Here is a 17,603-nt window from a genome sequence, read left to right as displayed (position 1 = left end):
TATACCCGCAGCACTTTCGATAGAATCGGAATATGAGTCACGAGAGTTGGGGAAAGAGGAGTATGGATTCCCCGGATGAGCCCACCGTCAGGGTCGTCGCCCTGGTATTGGCCGGTGGGGTTGGCGCCCGTATGCGCGGACCGGTGCCCAAGCAGTTTCTGGTAGTTCGGAACAAGCCGGTACTGGTCTATACCCTGGAGGCTTTTCAACGAGCAGTGGCCGTCAAGGACATCATTGTCGTATCCCTGCCCGAGTGGACAGGAATCGTTGAGCAGTATGTCAAAGATTGTGGGCTGACCAAGGTCCGAGCTGTTTTACCTGGAGGTGCCAGCGGTTTCGAATCCATTCGTTGCGGTCTGCGTTATCTTGAGAAACAGTATTCGCCTGAGGACATCATTCTGATCCATGACGGTGTTCGCCCCTTGCTGACTGAAGAAGTGATCAACGCCAACATCGCAGGTGTGGAGAAATACGGCAATGCCGTCACTGTAGTGCCGGCAACCGAGGCTTTGCTTCATACCGATGACGGCGAGTCCAGCAGCAGGGTGGTTGAGCGTTCTCACGTCATGCGCACCCAGACCCCACAGAGCCTGCGTTTGCGCGATCTTTCACTAATCCATCGCCAGGCTGATGATATGGGTATTCATGATTCGGTAGCTACCTGCACGCTGCTGATCGAGACTGGTCATGTGGTTCATGCGGTAGCCGGTGACAATTCCAACTTCAAGCTCACCAGTCCCGAGGATGTGGCGCTCTTCGAGGCCTATCTCGATGCCAAGGGAATGTCCTGATGACAGGGAGAGGACGAGTCGATGCAGACATTCTGCAACAGGATGTGAATGGTCTGGCCGACGCCCATCCGGACTTGTGGCGGGAGCTGGATGGCTGCAGGATACTGATTACCGGCGGAACAGGCTTTGTGGGTTCCTTCATTCTGCATCTGATAGCTGCTTTGCGTCGTCGCCATGGCCTGCATATCGATGTTCTTGCTGTGGTCAGGAGTCGGAAACGTCTGCGAGATGTTTTGGGCGACGACTGGGAGGACTCATGGCTGCAGGTCGTGGAACAGGATCTTCGCGCCCCCCTCTCGCTGCAAAATGAAGGTCTGATAGAGTATTGCATCCACGCCGCCAGCAATGCCGACCCGGTGGCCTACCAATCCGATCCCATGGGGACCATGATGACCAACGTGGTTGGGACTGAGCAGATTCTGCAATATCTGGCGGATCTGGACACCAAGCCCTTCCGAGTGGTTTATCTGTCCAGCGTCGAAGCCTATGGAGGTCATAGCCAGGAGGAGATCCTCAAGGAGGGGGACAGGGGAAGCTTTGACCCGGCAGTGGTCCGCAACTGCTACCCAATCAGCAAGCTAGCCGCTGAAAACCTTTGCGCAGGGGCACGTCTGCAGCTGGGCCTTCCTGTGACTGTGGCACGTATGGCCTACCTGTATGGCCCGGGTGACCGGCTGGACGATCCCAAGATCATTACGCTTTTTCTGCGGATGCTTCAAGAGGGCAGGGACATCGAAATGCACAGCACGGGTCTGCAGCGACGTAGCTACTGCTATATCAAAGACGCGGTTTATGGCATCATGCTGCTTCTTTTGCGCGGCCAGGATTCGACATACAACATCGCCAATGGCGGGGAGGAAGTCACCATTGCCGGGGTGGCCCAGAAATTGACCCAGCTTTTTGGACGTCCGGGCGGTCTGGTGCGGTATGAACAGCCTGATCAGGATGAGCTTGCGCGCTTCTCTCCTCCGGAGGACAATATTCTTGATACTTCCAAAATACGGGCTCTGGGATTTGAGGCAGAGGTCGGACTGGCGCAAGGACTGGAACGCACCGGCCGGTATTTTGGCATGCGGCCGTCAACATGGCAGACCGGCAATGTCGCAGGGAAAGGCATGGACAATGAATAGCCGTCTGATCGCCGGCATCAAGGGGCGCCTGCCCATCTCCTCACGGTCTTTGCGAGGCTTCCGGGCGCAGGATGATGCCAGATACGCCCAACTCCTTCAGGTGATTGATGATCAACGGAAGGCCCTGGATAAGGCTCAGGAGAGTCTCGATCGCCTGGAGAAGCAATGCCGTGCGCTAAATGAAACCTTGGAATACGTCCATGATTCGAATAGCGTCATGTACTGGCAATTGTTCCGGGGAGATCATGAGACGACTGAGCAGGCACAACTCAGATTCTTTAGAGGGTTGCCCAAGGCCGAAGGCATCCATGCGCTCTTCCAGGATGCGGAGGCAAGGCTGTTCGAACTCTTTGATCAGTTTTGCCGGGATCATGAGATATCCTATTGGGGTACCGGCGGCACAGTGCTGGGCGCCTTCCGTCAGCAGGATTTCATCCCCTGGGATGACGATATTGACGTCTACATCACTCGCGAACAGTTGAGCAGGTTGGAAAAAGCCGTGCACGAGGATGGACGTTTCCGTGTCACGGTCGTCTGGGACTGGTACGTGCCTTGCAAGCAGATCAGATTCCGGTCTATAGATGAGGCCAACCCCTGTTTTGTTGATCTTTTCCCCCTGGATTGGGTATCTGGCGATCCGGAAGATGCATGGCAGGTCTGCACGCAGGAACGTATACAGTTTGCCCAGGGAATCCGCAAACAATACCAGAGTTCCTCCTGGAGCCGGGATATTTATATTTCCGGCGCAGATCCTCTGATCCCCGCCTTGGAATCCGACCTGCAGGCACACCTGGAAGAACTGGCGACTCGCATATCCATCCTGCCCACGGCTGATGGCGCTACAGGATTGATCAGAGGCATTGAAAACATTGACGAGGTGCGCCAATCCGGTCCCTACTTGACCGGTGACTGGACCGGTTCGACGACTCTGCCCTTCCGCGGGATCTCCGTTCCAGTGCCCAGCAACTATCGTGAGTACCTGAGTAAGGCCTATGGCGATTACATGGCTCTGCCGCGCGACATGCATTCCCATGAGCATGTCGCAGATGAGTACATTGCCTCGCCGGAATCGGTACGAGCCATGCGTAGAATGCTGTCAGAAGATGAGGAACGGACTCCTGGCGATGAAGAACGGAAGTGAGGCTTTCGGGCTTCGTTCGGGCAGCATGGAAGGCCATGAGTCATCGGGGCCCTCATGCCTGATGGTGACGGGGGGAGCCGGGTTCATCGGCACGAATTTTGTGCGTTATGTGCTGGCCCACCATCCCGACACGCACATCGTGGTTTACGATCTGCTCACCTATGCAGCCAAGATCGATAACCTCCATGGCCTTATTCCCGATCGGATCGATATGGTCCATGCCGATATCTGCGACGCGGAATCTGTGGAACAGGCCATTCGCCGGTTTCATGTCGATGCCATCGTCCATTTTGCGGCTGAGTCGCACAACGACAACTCCATCCAGAATCCAGCGCCCTTCATCAGGACCAATCTCTATGGCACCTATGTTCTGCTGGAGGCGGCCCGTCGCCATGGCCTTCGCTTCCATCAGGTGTCCACTGATGAGGTTTTCGGCGATCTCGGCTTCGATGATCCGCGCCGTTTCACCGAGGCCAGCTCTTACCGGCCCTCGAGTCCGTATTCGGCCACCAAGGCAGGGGCGGACCATTTAGCGCGAGCCTGGTGGCGCACCTATGGGACCCGCGTGACCATCTCCAATTGCTCCAACAACTACGGTCCCTATCAGCACATTGAAAAATTCATTCCTCGGCAGATCACCAACATCCTGTCCGGAATTCGTCCACGAATCTATGGCCAAGGACGTGCGGTCCGGGATTGGATCCACGTGGAGGATGACTGCCGGGCCATCTGGAGCATCCTGGTTCATGGAGCGCCTGGATCAACCTACCTCATCGGCGCGGATGGCGAGTTGAGCAACATGGAGGTGCTCAGGATGATCCTGCGCCTCATGGGGCGCGGACCCGATGAATTCGACTTGGTGGCAGATCGGCCTGGAGGAGATCGTAGATATGCCATCGATGCCGGAAAGATACGACGGGACCTCGGTTGGCGGCCTCTGCACCGGGACTTCGAGCAGGGTCTGGCAGAGACGATCGATTGGTATCGTCGTCACCGCAAGTGGTGGGCAGGTGATAAGCAGGCAGTCGAGGCTCGCTATCGGGAGCAGGGACACTGATATTTGTGGCTGTACCACCCTTGGATGTAAACTAGTCGGGTTCCCGTCGTGGCCAGAGGATCGTTCAGCCACGATTGGCGTGCAATACACCCTCCTGTCACGGAAGGTCCGTGACCTGTAAGTCCAAAGGAGGTGGGTGATGTCTGCGCATAAGTATGAATTGATGTTCATTGCCGATCCGGCCATGGATGAGCGCTCGCTGAAGAAGCTGACCGACCAGTATCTCGAGGTGGTCACCAAGGAAGGCGGCTCCGTCGACAACATCGATGTCTGGGGCCGTCGCAAGCTGGCCTACGAGATCGACAAGCATAAGGAAGGCAACTACGTGGTGGTCGAGTACACCTGCGAGCCTTCCGCCAGCGCTGAGCTCGATCGTGTGCTCAACCTGAACGAGTCCGTCATCCGCACCAAGATTCTTCGCAAGGATGACAAGTAAGCAAACAGTAAAAGGACATCGAAGCGTCGGCTGACATTCGCCCCAGCAGGCCCATTCCCAAGTCCTCATTCCGAGGAAAGGTCGTGACATGGCGGGAGATACATACATCACCGTGGTGGGTAATCTCACTGCGGATCCGGAGGTGCGTACGACCTCCAACGGAGGTACGGTGGCCAACCTGACCATCGCGTCCACGCCCAGGCAGTTCAACAGGAACTCGGGGCAGTGGGAGGACGGCGATTCGCTCTTCATGCGTTGCTCGGCCTGGGATTCCACTTACAGTCCCATGGCCTCCAACATTCAGGCCAGCCTGACCAAGGGCATGAGGGTTATCGCTCAGGGTCGTCTGGTGCAGCGCTCCTATCAGGATCGTGAGGGCAACAACCGCACGGTCGTGGAGCTGCGTCTGGACGAGATTGGACCCGCACTGACACGGAACACCGCCCAGGTCACCAGGAATGCCAACACTGGTGGCGGAGGGTCCCGTGGTGGTTTCGCCGGCTCCAACAACGGCGGATACCAGGGCGGGGCTTCCTACCAGGGCGGCGCCGGCGCGGCATCAGCCCCCATGGGTCGTCAGCAGCCAGCGCAGAGCCAGCAGGCCCCTGCTCAGGATCCCTGGTCATCGACCGGGTCCGGCGATTCCTTCGGATCCTTCGGGTCCACCGGTGAGTTCGGTGGTTCCGGGGACGAACCCGAATTCTGAAGTTTCATAGCGTCATCATTCATTTAAGGAGTACCAATGTCACGTAAAAGGCCGCAACCGCCGGTCAAGCCCTTCAAGAAGAAGCCGAATCCTCTGAGGGCTGCCAAGATTCATACCATTGATTACAAGGACGTGGCTCTGCTGCGCAAGTTCATCTCTGACCGCGGCAAGATCCGTTCCCGCCGCATCACCGGCGTCACCGTCCAGGAGCAGCGCGAGATCTCCAAGGCGATCAAGAACGCCCGTGAGATGGCCCTGCTGCCCTACGCCACCAACGGTCGCTGAGGGAGGTCAGGATTATGGCAAAGGAAACCAAGGTTATTCTGACCGATACCGTGACCGATCTGGGTCACAAGGGCGACGTCGTCGCAGTCAAGCCCGGCTATGCGCGCAACTTCCTGATTCCCCAGGGACTGGCTTTCGCCTGGTCCAAGGGCGCAGCTGCGCAGATCGAGTCCCTGCAGCGGGCCCGTCGGGCCAAGTCCATGGCCACCCGTGAGGATGCCGTGGCCGCCAAGACCGCCATTGATGGGCAGACCGTCGAGATCGCAGCCAAGGTGTCCGATTCGGGCAAACTCTTCGGTGGCATCTCCAGCGATGCCATCGCCCAGGCCCTTCGCCCCCTGGCTGACGTGGATCCCCGCGCCATCTCCGTGGAGACCATCAAGACCACTGGCGAGTTCCCGGCCACCGTAGCCCTGCACCCCGAGATCTCGGCCGCTTTCACGGTCAAGGTCGTCGCCGAGTAGCAATACGACCTATTCCATGAGGATTCTTTGAAATAAGGATCTGGGCTTAAGCAGGAGGCCTTCCCGCAGCGAATATATGCGCGGGAAGGCCTCCTTTGTGTCCTTGGGGATTGCTCGCTTAGAAGTTTCCGCCGTTCCAACCCCAGTCAGTAGTGGCCGTGTAGCGAATATAGGTGCGGTCCTTAGGGATGGACAGTTCAGATTCCAGCGTGTCCATGATGGTCTTGGTCAGGCTTTCCCAGGCGGACTTGGGGACGTCGCTGCCGAAGACGTTGACTTCCACATAGGCTGCGGGCTTGCTGTCATCACCACCGAAGTAGATGGGCATGTCCGACTCGAAGGGACACATGAGCCAGCCTTCGGACTTGCCAGGGACAGCGGTGATGGCCTTGCCGTAGGCGGTCTTGATCCGCTCGCGCTGTTCGGCAGTAAGGGGTGTGCTTACGTGAGTGTGGATAACGGGCATGGTGCTTCCTTTCCGGTCCATCCGGCATGACCGATCAGGATGATTCGGTACGCCCGGCGGATGGCTGACTATTCCCGTCCCATAGTAGCCTCGACTGGACGGGCTGGTTCAGCGCCAGCCGAAGGGGCGATGACTTAGGGACCAGGCACCCAAACGGTGGGCAACCGAATGCGGGTTGACCGGCTTGCCGGGGGCTGGTGCGTCCAGCAGCCACTTGCGGATCAGGAAGTTCCAGATGGCCACCACCACGGTGGCTGTGATCTTGGCGATGTTGGCGTAGAGCAGGTAGCGGGCGTGCATGGTGGTGATGGCATCCGGGGGCAGCATGGCGGTGCCCATCCATAGGATCACCTCGTTGATTCCCAGGCCGATGACCGAGGAAACCAGGAAGACCGCCATCTCCATCCACCGGGCCATGTCCTCCCGATGCTTGAAGACGTAACGCATGCTGGCCAGATAGTTGAAAACCAGGGAGATCAGGAAGGAGATGGCTCCTGCCAGGACATTGTTCAGGTGCGGCCCCATGATCAGCAGGTTCATGATGCCGATGTCGATCAGGAAGGCGATGATGCCCACGATGCCGAACTTGAGCAGCTGTCCGATTAATCTACGCACGGTAGCCCATTCAACCATTCCTCCTGCGCTGTCGGGGTACCGGGAGCCGCTTGTGCGCAAAAGCCTTACGTTACGGTCTTAGGCGGACAGCTCGGTCAGAATGGGCTCCTCGGTGCTGTTGCGGATCTGACGGAAGCCTACAAAGGCGATGGCCAGCGAAGCCAGAGCCAGAGTAGTGACCACCCCGAATCCGCCCTGGGATCCGTAGCGGTCGATGAACTGACCGGCCACAGCCGAACCGGCCGAGGACCCGATTGAATTCATGGCGCTCAGCCAAGCCATGCCTTCGGTGAAGCGGATGGGCGGCACCAGGTGGAGCATGAGCTGGTTGCCGTTGATCCAGGTGGGTGCCTGGCAGACGCCGATGATCAGGTAGATGACCATGATGGTCCACAGATTCCTGGCGAACATAAAGGTTCCGATGCCCAGGTTGACCACCAGAAGGCAGAAGTAGAAGCGCTTCCAGAGTGGAATGGTCCAGTTCTTGGCCCCGTAGAGCAGGGCGCCGACCAGGGAGCTGAAGGAGAAGCAGGCGAAGACGAACCCGGTCATCTGTTTCATCCCTTGCTCGGTGGCGAAGGCGATGATGGAAATGGACGCCGCGCTCTGGAAGGCTCCCAGGCCGAACCAGGTGGCGCAGACGGCAATCATGCCGGCACTCCAGAAGGCGCCGCTACGGCCGTTCCGGCCCTCCTGGTCCCGCAGACGTGCCACCTGCTGAGCCTGACGCTCCCGGTACTCTTTGCGGGTGATGCCCTGGGCGCGGGCCATGTCCGTCTGCGAGGGCGGCTCGGTCTCTCGGCAGGAGAGGAACATCAAGGCTCCCACCACCACGCAGATTCCGGTGAAGGAGAAGGCCAACACTCCAGAGATGACCGCAAGGATGGAAGCCAGTGGGTTGCCGATCACCCACATGGCCTCGTCGAAGACCCCTGACAGGGACAGGGCCTGGTTGGTGGCTCGGTGGTCACCGCGCAGCAGATGCGTCCACCGGCTACGGCTCATGGCTCCCCAGGGGGGAATGGCCGCCATGAAGGGGGTGACCAGGTAGAGCACCCAGGTGGGAGCGTGGGCGGTGATGGCCGTAATCAGGACCGTGGCGGCCACAATCCAGACCAGAACCGTGGGGATGGAGACCTGCCTCTGGCCGAACTTGTCGACCAACTTGCCCAGCATGGGGCTTATCAGGGCCAGGGCCACGGCCTGGATGGCGGTCAGGGCGCCGGCCAGGGAATAGCTGCCGTAGTAGTGCTGCACCGAGATGGTGATGGTCATGCCCACCATGGGGAAGGGCATGGAGGCAATGACCGACCCCACGGCGAACCGTGCCGTGTGTGGCAGCCGCAGGAGCGCCGAGTATCCTCCGAAGACCCTGTGACCGGCTTCGACCAGAGCCGCCTTCAATTGCCGTGGCATGGGCTGTTCGTCTCGCTTTCCGTGGATGTTTTCACAGTCCCGAAGCATGTTTTTCCGCCGGACCTTCCAGGGGCATGAAGGGATGTGGGGCTGCTGGGGGAACTGCTACAGTGGTAACCATATCGGCGCCCGATGGGTGCCATTCGGATACTGATAATTCTACCCTCCGCCATGGTCACTTAAGGGGCCCGTCGGGGAGTTTGGGAGGTGGGTCGTGCCTGCGACGACCATTCATTTCGTCCGTCATGGCCAGGTTGATAATCCCGATCATATTCTCTATGAGCGATTGCCTGGATTCCATCTGTCCGACAGAGGCAAGGCCATGGTCGAGGCCACGGCCCGCTTTATGGCCGAGGCTCCCGGCATGCGCGATCTGGAAGCCGTTTACTCCTCTCCGCTGGACAGAACCCGGGAGACCACGGCCATCCTGCTTGAGCGGATCAACCCCGCTCGTGTCCATCATGGCTTGAAACCATTGGAGCCTATTTACGATCGTCGTCTGATCGAGGCCGGTAACGAATTCCGCGGCAAGCGCATCGGTCACGGGCAGGGGGCCCTCTGGCGACCCTCCAACCTGCGGCTGATCCTGGACCTGCGCCGTCCCAGCTGGGGGGAGTCCTATCGGCAGATCGCCCGGCGAGTGGGGGATTTCGTCCGGCAGGTGGTTCGCAGCCATCCTGATGCGCAGGTCCTGGCCGTCTCGCATGAGTCGCCCATCTGGTCGTATCGTCATCTGTTGGAGACCGGCCACCCCGAGCACAATATGCTCCTCCGGGCCACCGCCCTGGCCTCGGTGACCTCCATTACCTTGGATTGTGAAACCGGCAAAGTGCTGGGAATCACCTACGCGGACCCGGCGGCAGGCGTGTAAAGACCGCTTGCACGGCCTAGGATGACTGAGGATACTGTCGTGGATGACTGTCCGAGAACCCGATGAAGGAGCGTGATGATCATGGTGGATGTACAGGCAAGCGCGAAGGCGATAGCCGGACGGCCCGCCGTGGCCGAGGCAGCTGAACAAGGGGCCAGGCTGGTAGACCTTTGGCCCTTGACGAATGCCGAGCATATGGCCAACGATGCCAAATATGCGGAGGACCTGCAGGTGCGCATCAGCATGGTGCTGGCGCAACTGATGACGGGCGAGGATGTGACCATCCCCGACGCTGAATACGTCTATGAGGGTGCTGAGGACATCCCTGGCCGTCCCCAGGATTTGGTGGACGCACTCATGGCGGCCAACGATGCCATCGAGGCGGCTGCACAGGCGCAGGACGACCAGTCCAAGACGCTTGCGGATTTGGCCGAAACCCTGGGAAGCGGCTGGGACCAGGCTCGGCAGCAGGATGTGGCTGCCGGCGTGGCCAAGGCCGAGCAGTCTCTGGATGGTCAGAACAAATCCCCCGAATCCTCTCGGGGCAAGGAGGGAGTGGCCCAGGCTCTGGCTACGAGTCTGGAGATTTGCAGAGATCTGCTTCAACGCGCAGGCGCCGACTCTGACCATGTTGCGGCCGCCGCGCCAATTCTGGTCTATGTCAATGAGCTCAACGAACGGCTGGGCATTCCCCAGGCCTTCCTGTCTGACGCGGATGTCATTCATGCCTTGGGATTACTGGATGATCCTGAGGCTTTCGCCGACCTGCTGGCTCCTCTGGTGGGTGCTGAATGGGACCACCATCGTCAGGAGGTGCTCTGGGACCCCGAGGAAGCCAAGCGCAAGGCCAAGGAGGATGACGAACGCAAGAGCCGCGAAGCCCTGCAGGCCAAGTTCGCCCATGTGCCCGAGGACCCCAACAAGCCTCCTGTGGAGCTTTAAGACCTTCTGCCTTTCGCCTTGCATCAGTCAAGGCGAAAGGCAGATTGGGCTCAGCGGTCGAAGCGTGCTCCTCGTGGATCGCTGGGCCTGGCCAGCAGAATGATTCCGGCGACGGTTCCGGCGAGCATGATCAATGCGCCCAAGCCGAGCAGGGAGAGCGAGGATCCTGGATGTCCGTCTGCAATAGCCACGATGGCGAAGATCACAGGGATACTGCCCACCAGTTCGCTTACGAAGGGCAGGAGTATCCAGAAGCCGGACATATTGGTGTCATGAAGGCGTCGTATGCTCACGGCCAGATTGGGTATGAAAAGTCCTATGGTGACCAGGAGGGACAGGATCCGTCCTACAAAGGTGGATCCTGAGCTGACGATCGAGATTGCAAGGTTGATGAGGAAGATCATCAGAAAAGCCCACCAGAATTCCCCACGGGAGGCCCTCCCGGAGAAGACGGAGTATTTGACGAAGAAACGCTTGCAGGCGTTTACGAAGTCAATGCCGTACCAGGGTGCGTTCAGTGGTGGCTCACCGTTGAATCCGGCATCCGCATAGGGGTAGGCCGGATACTGTGGGACTTGGGGCCCGGGCTGGTAGCCTGCCTGATATCCCGATTGGTAGCCTGCCTGCGACCAACCTTCAGGCGGTTGATAAGAGTTGTCCGATGCATAGCCAGACGGCGGGGTTGTACCGTTGGGCTGGCCGTTGGACTGGCCGGGATTCGGACCCTGACTGTAAGGCGCCTGCTGCTGTCCGTAGTACTGCTGTTCATTGGGCTGTTGACCATAGGGCTGTTGCTGGCTGTAGCCTGGCTGTTGACCCTGTGGCTGTTGACCGTATGGCTGCCCTTGGTATGGCTGTTCCCGGTGGTAATCGCCGGCAGGGCTTTGGGCTTCGCTTGTTGGATGGTAAATGTCGCTCTGGTCCGAAGCCGGCTGTGCATAGCCGGATTGCCCTGGTTGAGGCTGATTCAGGTAGGCTGTGGTTCCTGAGCCGGTTCCGTCACCGGGGTCCTTCGGGGACCAGTCGTTGGCCGAACCCTGATCAGCCGAACCCTGGTCATCGGGGATCTGGTTCCCGTTGTTCGTATCATCTGGATGGCTCATGGATATCGTCCCTCTTATCTTCTGTTGATAATCCTGAATCTGACTTTGCCGTATATCCCTATTATGGCAGGCCAATTCTTCTGCTTGCTAGTCACGGCTTGTGCAGGGTATGGGGGACCCGTCACACTTACTTGAGCCATTCTGTCAAATTCGGTAGGTGATTGCTGTTGCAGGACTCTTCACTCGTCGTCCGGATTGACCATATGATCATCGCCGGCATCGCCCAGCAGCAGCCGCTCGGTCAGGGTGATCAGGCCCAGCAGGAGTGCGGTCAGCAGGATGATGACCAGGGTGGCCGAGAAGATCAGCGGGGTTCTAAAGGAGTTGAAGGCCGACTGCAGCCATATGCCCAGGCCGTTCCTGGCGCCCAGATACTCCGAGGTGGCCGCGGTGGCGAAGACATAGGCCGCGCTGATGCGCAGACCGCCAAAGATCTGCCCGGCGGCCACTCGCAGCTTGACGTGCCAGAGTGTCCAGGTTCGGGTTGCCCCGCAGTTCAGCGCTACATCCTGGTAGAAGCCGGGCACGGATTTGAGCCCCCGGTAGGTCTGGACCACTATAGGGAAGAGGGCAAAGACGGCCACGATGACCACCTTGCCCAGGGGTTCGAATCCGAACCAAATCACGAACAGGGGGGCGATGGTGATCAGCGGGATCATCTGTGCGCCGGCGATCAGGGGGTAGAGGGCGTCGTGCAGGGTGCGCCAGCTGTAGAGGGCCAGGCCGATCACTATTCCCAGGACCGAGGCCAGGAGGAAGCCCAGAAGGCCCTCAAGGGCGGTGATGGCGGTGGCGGGCAGCAGGTCCTCCCGGGATTGCACTGTGGCATCCAGGATTCGGCTGGGCGCCGGCAGAACCTGTTCACTGACTCCGCCCAGACGGGCAGCCAGCTCCCAGATAATCAGGAGCGCCAGCAGGGTGATGGTCGGAGGCAGCGCCCGGGTTCCGCTCTGCTTCCGCACCCTCATCGACCGGCTGCTTCCCGAACGTAGCGATCGGTCCACAGGTCCTTGGCCTGAGGGGCCTTGTTGGGGTCTCCCTTCTTGGCGTCCCGGTATGTGCCCGTCTTGAACTGGAAGTCCAGATAGTCCTGGGCATCCTTGACGTTGATCAGTCCGGTGATGCTCTTTTGCTCTGGACTGTCGACCCAGTACCCCTCCTTGACGATGCTCTCCATGGAGCGCTTGGCCAGGGTCGGGTCGATGGCCGATCCCTTGGTCTCCTTGACCAGGATGTCCGCCGCCTGGTCGGGATGATTCAGGGCGTAGTCGTATCCCTTCAGGCAGGCCTTGACGAATGCCGTCAGGGCGCGACGGTGGCCGGCCTGCTGCAGCCAGGAATTCTTGACCACGAAGCCCAGCTGGTCGGGGTTGCCGGGCACTCCCCAGTCGGCCTGGGTGAAGCAGTGCAGTGCCGGGCCCTTGAGCTCGCTCTCCACGCCCTCCCAATTGGCGTAGAAGCCAGCAAAGTCGCCCTTGCCGCTGGTCAAAGTGGCGAAGGTGTTGGTGCCGCTGGTCACCCGCTTGAAGTCGCCCTTGCCGCCCGCATAGCGGATCATCTGCTTGACCACGGCCGTCTGTTCGGCCGAGCCGAAGCTGACGAAGGTCTTGCCGTCGAAGTCCTTTGGGGTCTGGATGTCGGTGCGCGAGGCCAGCGAGCACCAGCGTGCCACGGAATGCTGGCCTATGTTGAAGACCTGCCGCAGGTCGGATCCCTGGGAGTTGAAGGTGGCCAGGTTGCTCAACTTGGAGAAGCCTACGTCGGCGACCCCGTTCTGAACGGAGGTCTCGGCTCCCGCCTGGGCCGTGGGCAGGATGGTCAGCTTCAGGCCGGCCTTGTCGAAGTAGCCCAGGTGACGGGCCACGTAGATGCCCACATGATTGGTGTTGGGCGTCCAATCCAGCATGAAGGAGAGCTTGGAGCCGTCATCGGCCTTGTTCCCTGCCCCCTTGGCCCCGCAGGCTGCGCTCGTGGCTGCCATACAGAGTGCCGCTGTCAGAGCGAGCGCCCGTACGATCAGTCTGTGGCCGGGAATCCTCCTGAAGCCGCTTTTCTCCGACATGCTCATCACTGTCACCTTGCCTCTCCGGCACCCCTGGTGCCCATCCGCATCGGGGCCGTTACGGGAAGGTGAGGAGCCCGCGCGACGATCCGATACGGTCTTGACCGATGGAATTCTGCGATGTGTGCCACGGCTGCTGCCACCAGCCGCGCGAACAAGACCACTCTAGTCCAACCCAGACGGTCCTGCCTCGCCGTGATGAAAGGTTGCATCATTTGCCCTTATACTGGAAACTCACGAGAGGTCTGTGCGGGCCGACCGCTGTCGGTCTCGTCCGGAGCAAGACATCCGATTTCGGTAGGGTACGACGGAGGGTTCCCATGTCGGTGACCATCAGTGATGTGGCCAAGCAGGCGGGCATGTCCGTATCCACGGTCTCCCAGGCGCTCAACGACAAGGGGCGCATCTCCCCGCCCACCAAGGACAGGGTCCGCAGGGCGGCCATGGAGCTGGGCTACATCCCGGACAGCCGGGCCCGTTCCATGCGATCCTCGCGCTCGCATGCCGTAGGTCTGCTGGTCCCCGACATCCGCAACCCCTACTTCTCCGAGCTGGTCTACGCGGTTCAGGACCAGCTCTACTCGGCAGGCTATGCGCCCCTGATCGGCGTGTCCTCTTGCCAGGCCCGCAGGCAGGAGGACTATTACCGCATCCTTCTTTCTCGTCATATGGACGGCGTTTTGGTTGTCCCTGACGGTCCGACCTCGCCCATGCTGCGCACCATGCTGGCAAGGGAATTCCCCGTGGTCTTCGTGGATCGTCCGGACCGGACCCTGCCCGGTGTCCCTCTGGTGGATTCCGACCCTGTGCCTGGCATGGAGGCGGCCCTGGATGCTCTGGCAGCCAGGGGAAGCAGACGAGTGGCCTTCGTTCCGGGCCCAGAGAGCCGCTCCTACACCTTCCGCGAGCGCGAACAGGCTTTCCTGGACGGCGTGGATGCCCGTCAGGGGTTGACGGGGTTGGTGGTCCGCCAGGGGTTCGAGGACCGTCCCAGCGCGGCCTCGACCATGCGCCACCTGCTCGGTCAGGGGGTGGATGCCGTCATCTTCGGCTACTCGGCCGATGCCATCAAGGCCGTCGCCATGGAGTGGGAGGGCGATCTGCGTTCACGCGTGCCCCTGGTCTCCTTCGACGACCTGGAGGTCTTTCAGCTGATCAGTCCTCAGGTGTCGGTCATCTCCCAACAGGTGGATCGCATGGGCCGCCAGGGCGTTGACATGCTCCTGTCCATGATTGAGCCGGGGCGGCAGGCTCCGGAGGGCATGGGCGTGGATCGCCGTCTGCGCACCCAAACCCTCTTCGTGCCAAGGGGTTTGCTGGCTTAGGTCTGTTCCTGCTTGATGCAGGGGTCGGGTCTCGACAAAATATGTGCGTGTCGGGCGGCTGTGTTGTCCCTGTAAATGATTTTCAATGGCCTTTCGGCCATTTGCCGCCCTTGTCCATACCCCGCTATTTGTGACTCAGCTCACAAAACACGGGAATAACTAAATGTAGGAAACAAATCATCCTCAGGCACTACATATGGTGGTCACGACGTGATAGAGTGAATCTTGTCATCAAGAATGACATCCATGTGATTCGCCGTTCCCGGCATGGAATTCGGGAACGCCAAAGCAAGAGCACATGAACAGTTATTAGAAGACCATATGAGGAGTGACGATGGATACTGAGGTCATGACCGATAGCGTGAAGGAGCGTGGCATTTCGGATCGCGATGCTGTCGACGGCATTCTGGTCGAGAAGCGCGACGGCCGGATCGTCGATTTTGATCCCGTCAACATCATGAACGCCATCGAAGCTGCCTTCAAGGACGTCAAGCACGAGGTCAGTCCTGAGGATCGTCAGCAGATCCGGGGCATGGCTCTGACCGTTCAGTCCGAGATCACCGATCGCTACACCAACCCGGTCAAGATCGAGGACATCCAGACCCTGGTCGAGCACGCGCTGGTCAATGCCCACCTCTACGAAATCGCTCGCTCCTATACCTCCTACCGCCTCGACCGTGACATTCAGCGGGCCAAGGCCACGGATGTCAACGAGGCCGTCCATCGTCTGACCAGCAAGGACGAGACCCTGGTGCGGGAGAACGCCAACAAGGACGCCAACGTCTACGCCACTCAGCGCGACCTGCTGGCCGGCGCGGTCTCCAAGGCCTCGGCCTTCGCCATGCTGCCCAAGGATGTCTCCAACGCCCATATGAAGGGCGACATCCACTTCCACGACGCGGACTACTCGCCCTTTACGGCCGAGACCAACTGCTCACTGCCTGATTTCGGCGACATGCTGGCCCATGGTTTCGAGCTGGGCAACGCCATGATGGACTCGCCCAAGTCCATCGGTACGGCCGCCACGCAGATCACCCAGATCATCAAGGACATCGCCGGCTCTCAGTACGGCGGCCAGACGGTCAACCGTTGCGACGAGATGCTGGACAGGTACGCGCGTCTGGACTACAAGAAGAACTATTCCATGGCCGAGGCCGTCCTGCCGGACGAAGAGCCCATCGACGTGGCCAAGGATGTCGTCCGCGGCCTCAAGGCTCGGGAGGCTGACTGGCTCCACCTGGACGATCGTGCCCCTATCGGCGAGGACGCCCCCTTCGACCTGGACGCTCCGCAGATTGTTCGGCTGCGCCAGGTCTATGCCAAGATCCTGACCCGCAAGAACATTTACGATGCCATGCAGACCATGGAGTACCAGATCAACTCCAACCGTGTCTCCAACGGCCAGACCCCCTTTGTCACCGTGGGCTTCGGGCTGGGCACCTCCTGGTTCGCCCGGGAGATCCAGCGCGCCATCTTCCTGATTCGTATCCGCGGGCTGGGCAAGGACCGCCACACCGCCATCTTCCCCAAGCTGGTCTTCACCATCAAGCACGGTCTGAACGCGGACGAGGGCGATCCCAACTACGACATGAAGCAGCTGGCCCTGGAGTGCTCGACCAAGCGTATGTACCCTGACGTGGTCTTCTACGAGAACCTGATCAAGATCACCGGCTCCTTCAAGGCCCCCATGGGCTGCCGTTCCTTCCTGCAGGCCTGGACCAACCCCGAGACGGGCGAGGACGAGGAGGACGGCCGCATGAACCTGGGTGTCGTCACCGTCAACATCCCCCGCATCGCTCTTGAGTCCCGCGGCGACAAGGATCGCTTCTGGAAGATATTCGACCAGCGCATGGAGGTGGCCCACCACGCCCTGCAGTTCCGCATCATGCGCTGCAAGCAGGCCACGCCCATCAATGCTCCCACCCTCTACCAGTACGGCGCCTTCGGCAGGCTGAAGCCGACCGACAGTGTAGACACCCTCTTCCGCAACAGCCGCGCCACCGTTTCGCTGGGTTATATCGGCCTCTACGAGGCCACCAGCGTCTTCTACGGCAAGGACTGGATGAAGGATCACTCCTGGGATCCGGAGGGCAAGGAATTCGCCCTGAGCATCGTGCGTCGGATGAATCAGCTCTGCAAGCAGTGGGAGAAGGCCGAGGGATACCACTACTCGGTCTACTCCACCCCGGCCGAGTCCTTGACTGACCGCTTCGCCCGGATGGACAAGGAGAAGTTCGGCGTAGTCGACGGCGTGACCGACCACGACTTCTACACCAACAGCTTCCACTACCCCGTCTGGCTACGGCCCACGCCCATGGAGAAGCTCAGCTACGAGCGGGACTTCCCCTACCTGGCCTCGGGCGGATTCATCAACTACTGCGAGTTCCCCTCCATGCAGCAGAACCCCAAGGCCCTGGAGGCTGTATGGGACTACGCCTATGACATCGGCATCGGTTACCTGGGCACCAACACCCCCATCGATCACTGCTTCGTCTGCGGCTACGAGGGTGACTTCGAGCCCACCGAGGAGGGCTTCAAGTGCCCCGAGTGCGGCAACGACGATCCTGATAAGTGCAACGTGACCAAGCGCACCTGCGGTTACCTGGGCAACCCCGTCCAGCGGCCTATGGTCCACGGCAGGCACGAGGAGATCGCCCACCGTGTCAAGCACATGGAGGGTGAGACCGGCCACGTGGTCCTCAAGGACGGATCCACCAAGGAGTGGTTCGATGACAAGGTCGAATAGGCTCTGACAAGACGCAGTTAATGGCGGGCCGGGTAGTTTGCGGCCCG

At 60.0% G+C, this 17,603-nt stretch carries 18 protein-coding genes; 12 read left to right on the top strand and 6 right to left on the bottom strand.

What is annotated here, in order from left to right; genetic code table 11:
- Positions 1 to 32 precede the first annotated feature (32 nt).
- The 8 genes from H3V04_RS06085 to rplI all read left to right on the top strand — a co-directional run bounded on the left by H3V04_RS06085 (position 33) and on the right by rplI (position 6,010).
- Positions 33 to 791 (top strand): 2-C-methyl-D-erythritol 4-phosphate cytidylyltransferase, encoded by a 759-nt coding sequence (locus H3V04_RS06085; RefSeq protein WP_198187565.1) that lies wholly within the window; start codon positions 33 to 35, stop codon positions 789 to 791.
- Complete coding sequence (locus H3V04_RS06080; protein WP_198187564.1) at positions 791 to 1,921, top strand: NAD(P)-dependent oxidoreductase; 1,131 nt, start codon at positions 791 to 793, stop codon at positions 1,919 to 1,921. Before H3V04_RS06085 ends, H3V04_RS06080 begins: the two co-directional genes overlap by 1 nt.
- Positions 1,922 to 2,021: 100 nt before the next feature.
- Positions 2,022 to 3,062: a phosphorylcholine transferase LicD gene (locus H3V04_RS06075; protein ID WP_373564693.1), complete on the top strand. Its 1,041-nt coding sequence runs from the start codon at positions 2,022 to 2,024 to the stop codon at positions 3,060 to 3,062.
- A 25-nt stretch (positions 3,063 to 3,087) separates the two neighbouring features.
- Positions 3,088 to 4,119 carry a dTDP-glucose 4,6-dehydratase gene (gene rfbB / locus H3V04_RS06070; RefSeq protein ID WP_198183872.1) on the top strand — a complete coding sequence of 344 codons (1,032 nt, stop codon included), beginning with the start codon at positions 3,088 to 3,090 and terminating at the stop codon, positions 4,117 to 4,119.
- A gap of 139 nt (positions 4,120 to 4,258) precedes the next feature.
- A complete protein-coding gene (rpsF, locus tag H3V04_RS06065; protein ID WP_015021308.1) occupies positions 4,259 to 4,555 on the top strand; it encodes a 30S ribosomal protein S6 in 297 nt (98 codons plus the stop codon).
- 88 nt (positions 4,556 to 4,643) lie between these two features.
- Positions 4,644 to 5,261, top strand: coding sequence for a single-stranded DNA-binding protein (locus H3V04_RS06060; protein ID WP_029677658.1), 618 nt, complete (start codon positions 4,644 to 4,646; stop codon positions 5,259 to 5,261).
- A gap of 36 nt (positions 5,262 to 5,297) precedes the next feature.
- Positions 5,298 to 5,546 (top strand): 30S ribosomal protein S18, encoded by a 249-nt coding sequence (rpsR, locus tag H3V04_RS06055; RefSeq protein ID WP_015021310.1) that lies wholly within the window; start codon positions 5,298 to 5,300, stop codon positions 5,544 to 5,546.
- A gap of 14 nt (positions 5,547 to 5,560) precedes the next feature.
- Positions 5,561 to 6,010 carry a 50S ribosomal protein L9 gene (rplI, locus tag H3V04_RS06050; RefSeq protein WP_029677659.1) on the top strand — a complete coding sequence of 150 codons (450 nt, stop codon included), beginning with the start codon at positions 5,561 to 5,563 and terminating at the stop codon, positions 6,008 to 6,010.
- 118 nt (positions 6,011 to 6,128) lie between these two features.
- Here rplI and H3V04_RS06045 read toward each other — a convergent pair whose 3' ends face one another.
- The 3 genes from H3V04_RS06045 to H3V04_RS06035 all read right to left on the bottom strand — a co-directional run bounded on the left by H3V04_RS06045 (position 6,129) and on the right by H3V04_RS06035 (position 8,507).
- Positions 6,129 to 6,476, bottom strand: a complete 348-nt coding sequence (locus H3V04_RS06045) for a phenylpyruvate tautomerase MIF-related protein (RefSeq protein ID WP_045934997.1) — start codon at positions 6,474 to 6,476, stop codon at positions 6,129 to 6,131.
- 108 nt (positions 6,477 to 6,584) lie between these two features.
- Positions 6,585 to 7,091, bottom strand: a complete 507-nt coding sequence (locus H3V04_RS06040) for a GtrA family protein (protein ID WP_198179455.1) — start codon at positions 7,089 to 7,091, stop codon at positions 6,585 to 6,587.
- A 78-nt stretch (positions 7,092 to 7,169) separates the two neighbouring features.
- Complete coding sequence (locus H3V04_RS06035; protein ID WP_198178649.1) at positions 7,170 to 8,507, bottom strand: MFS transporter; 1,338 nt, start codon at positions 8,505 to 8,507, stop codon at positions 7,170 to 7,172.
- A 214-nt stretch (positions 8,508 to 8,721) separates the two neighbouring features.
- On the opposite strand from H3V04_RS06035, the gene H3V04_RS06030 reads away from it, so the two are divergent.
- On the top strand, positions 8,722 to 9,378 hold the full coding sequence (locus tag H3V04_RS06030) for a histidine phosphatase family protein (protein WP_198178651.1): 657 nt from the start codon (positions 8,722 to 8,724) through the stop codon (positions 9,376 to 9,378).
- A gap of 81 nt (positions 9,379 to 9,459) precedes the next feature.
- Positions 9,460 to 10,320, top strand: coding sequence for a hypothetical protein (locus tag H3V04_RS06025; RefSeq protein ID WP_198178653.1), 861 nt, complete (start codon positions 9,460 to 9,462; stop codon positions 10,318 to 10,320).
- Positions 10,321 to 10,370: 50 nt separating this feature from the next.
- On the opposite strand, the gene H3V04_RS06020 is transcribed toward H3V04_RS06025, so the two are convergent.
- From H3V04_RS06020 to H3V04_RS06010, 3 genes are all read right to left on the bottom strand, one after another.
- Positions 10,371 to 11,423 carry a DUF805 domain-containing protein gene (locus H3V04_RS06020; RefSeq protein WP_198178655.1) on the bottom strand — a complete coding sequence of 351 codons (1,053 nt, stop codon included), beginning with the start codon at positions 11,421 to 11,423 and terminating at the stop codon, positions 10,371 to 10,373.
- A gap of 179 nt (positions 11,424 to 11,602) precedes the next feature.
- Complete coding sequence (locus H3V04_RS06015; protein WP_198178657.1) at positions 11,603 to 12,391, bottom strand: ABC transporter permease; 789 nt, start codon at positions 12,389 to 12,391, stop codon at positions 11,603 to 11,605.
- Positions 12,388 to 13,491, bottom strand: a complete 1,104-nt coding sequence (locus tag H3V04_RS06010) for an ABC transporter substrate-binding protein (RefSeq protein WP_232342600.1) — start codon at positions 13,489 to 13,491, stop codon at positions 12,388 to 12,390. Before H3V04_RS06010 ends, H3V04_RS06015 begins: the two co-directional genes overlap by 4 nt.
- A gap of 314 nt (positions 13,492 to 13,805) precedes the next feature.
- Here H3V04_RS06010 and H3V04_RS06005 point away from each other — a divergent pair, with 314 nt between their 5' ends.
- Together H3V04_RS06005 and nrdD are read left to right on the top strand one after the other, a co-directional pair.
- Positions 13,806 to 14,810 (top strand): LacI family DNA-binding transcriptional regulator, encoded by a 1,005-nt coding sequence (locus tag H3V04_RS06005; protein WP_198178661.1) that lies wholly within the window; start codon positions 13,806 to 13,808, stop codon positions 14,808 to 14,810.
- Positions 14,811 to 15,159: 349 nt separating this feature from the next.
- A complete protein-coding gene (gene nrdD / locus H3V04_RS06000) occupies positions 15,160 to 17,556 on the top strand; it encodes an anaerobic ribonucleoside-triphosphate reductase (protein WP_232342598.1) in 2,397 nt (798 codons plus the stop codon).
- Positions 17,557 to 17,603 lie beyond the last annotated feature (47 nt).

Source organism: Bifidobacterium sp. M0353, from assembly GCF_016100645.1.
Taxonomy (GTDB): Bacteria; Actinomycetota; Actinomycetes; order Actinomycetales; family Bifidobacteriaceae; genus Bombiscardovia; species Bombiscardovia choladohabitans.
This window is presented reverse-complemented; position numbering and strand designations above follow the sequence as displayed.